This window comes from Aquabacterium sp. UBA2148, assembly GCF_002328915.1.
GTDB classification, from domain to species: Bacteria; Pseudomonadota; Gammaproteobacteria; order Burkholderiales; family Burkholderiaceae_C; genus Aquabacterium; species Aquabacterium parvum.
Genome location: NZ_DCXA01000118.1, coordinates 1 through 1773, shown reverse-complemented (window position 1 = coordinate 1773; position 1773 = coordinate 1). Strand labels below are relative to the sequence as shown.

At 67.5% G+C, this 1773-nt stretch carries 2 protein-coding genes; one reads left to right on the top strand and one right to left on the bottom strand.

Annotated elements, in window-relative coordinates; translation table 11 throughout:
• Positions 1–228 precede the first annotated feature (228 nt).
• Positions 229–939, bottom strand: coding sequence for an HTH-type transcriptional repressor FabR (gene fabR / locus B2W70_RS06395; RefSeq protein ID WP_286743952.1), 711 nt, complete (start codon positions 937–939; stop codon positions 229–231).
• A gap of 164 nt (positions 940–1103) precedes the next feature.
• Here fabR and B2W70_RS06390 point away from each other — a divergent pair.
• A partial coding sequence (locus B2W70_RS06390) for an FAD-binding oxidoreductase (protein ID WP_286743951.1) occupies positions 1104–1773 on the top strand: 670 nt, incomplete at its 3' end.

The following is a 1773-nucleotide window of genomic DNA, read 5'->3' as shown; positions in this document are numbered from 1 at the left end:
GCCAGCCCCATTCGCCCCCCCAGGGGCCGTTGCACAAGCCGCGAACAGCGTGGCCGATGCACCTGCGAGCAAGCCCAGGCATGCACGGTTCAACAGAGATGGCGGGGGTGAACAGCGGAGACGGTGCGTGGGCGAACGCGACATGAGGGCACTCCTTGAGGCAACAGGGCTGGCGTTGATCCTAAGGCAGGGCTTGGGGGCCCTGGGCATGGCGCCCCTCAGCCCGCGTCAACGCGCCACCTGCTCCGGCGTCATGGCAGCCAGCGTCTGGGTGCCCGCCACGATCATGCGCACCATCAATATGAGCTCTTCGGTGAGGCGACCTTGTTCGCTGCGCGGCAGGTCCATGGCCGTCGAGCCCATGGTGAAGACCAGGCGGGTGATCGCTTTGGCGGTCAGGCCGGCCTCGAACAGGCCCGTGCCATTGGCCTGGGCCAGGCGCACCAGGTCGTGGCGCAGCTCTTCTTCGAAATAGCTGAGCTGGCGATCCACCGCCTGCTTGAACGCGTCAGAGCCCACCGAGCCCTCGCGCAGGAGGATGTGGAGCAACTTGTCGTCGCGCTGCAGTTGCTCCATGAAGGCCTCGACCGAGCCACGCACCACGCTGCGGTCAACGGCTGCACGCTGGCGGGCTTCCCCGATGATCTGGCGCAAGGAGCTGCCGGCCAGGTCGATCAGGGCCACGGCCAGCTCGTCCATGTCCCGGAACTGGCGGTAAAAACTGTTGGGCGCGATGCCGGCCTCGCGGGCCACCTCGCGCAGGCTCAGCGACGACACGCTGCGGTGCGGCCCGACCAGGCGCAGGGCCGCCACGATGATGTCTTCTCGGGAGATGACGGCCTTGCGCCCGGGAGAGGCTGCCCGCGCACGCACGTCTGGGACATCCGGTGCGCCCGGCGATTCCAGGATGGTGGCGGCAGAGGCTTCAACGGTGTCCATCGGGCGGGGTCTTCAGGCGGGTTCAGGTGGGGCGCCAGGCTGGGGCGTTGCGTTGGGTCAAACCGGTTCGCATGATACCCCTCCCGATTTAATGCACAAGTGTATAGACAAACGTCTTCTCGCACGTATACTGCCGCATCTTCTCTTTGCGTCAGCCACCCACCGTGAGCGCCTCCGCCCCGGCCACCATCGGCCTTCCCCCCACCGCCAACTGGTTGCAGCGCGTCATCGCGCCCGTGATCGAGCCCGAGGTCTTCGATTTCTGGGTGCAGCACCTGAACCCGGTCTGGTCGTGGTCGCGTCCGCTGGCGACCATCGTCGAGCGCCGCGTCGAGGCGCGTGACACCGTCACGCTGGTGCTCAAACCCAACCGCCATGTGGGCAGTTTCGTGGCGGGCCAGCACGTCAACGTCAGCGCGCAAGTCAACGGCCGGCGCGTGACGCGCAGCTACAGCCTGACCAACACGCCGTCTCACTCCGGGCGCATGTCCATCACCGTCAAGCGCGTCGAGGGCGGTGCGCTGAGCACCCACCTGGTGCAGCAAGCCCGCGTGGGCGATGTGCTTGGCATCGGCCCGGCCTTCGGTGAGATGACGCTGCCCGCACAGCCGCAAGGGCGCTGGCTATTCCTGGCTGCTGGCTCGGGCATCACGCCGCTGATGGGCCTGACGCGGGCGCTGGCCGCTCAACACATGCCGGTTGAGCTGACGCTGCTGTACTGGGTCAAGGCCCACGCCGATTTGTGCTTCCTGCAAGAGCTCCGCGCGCTGAGCACCCGCTTTGCGCAGTTCCGCCTGCAGGTCATCGTCACGCACGAGGCGCCCGCCGTGCCCG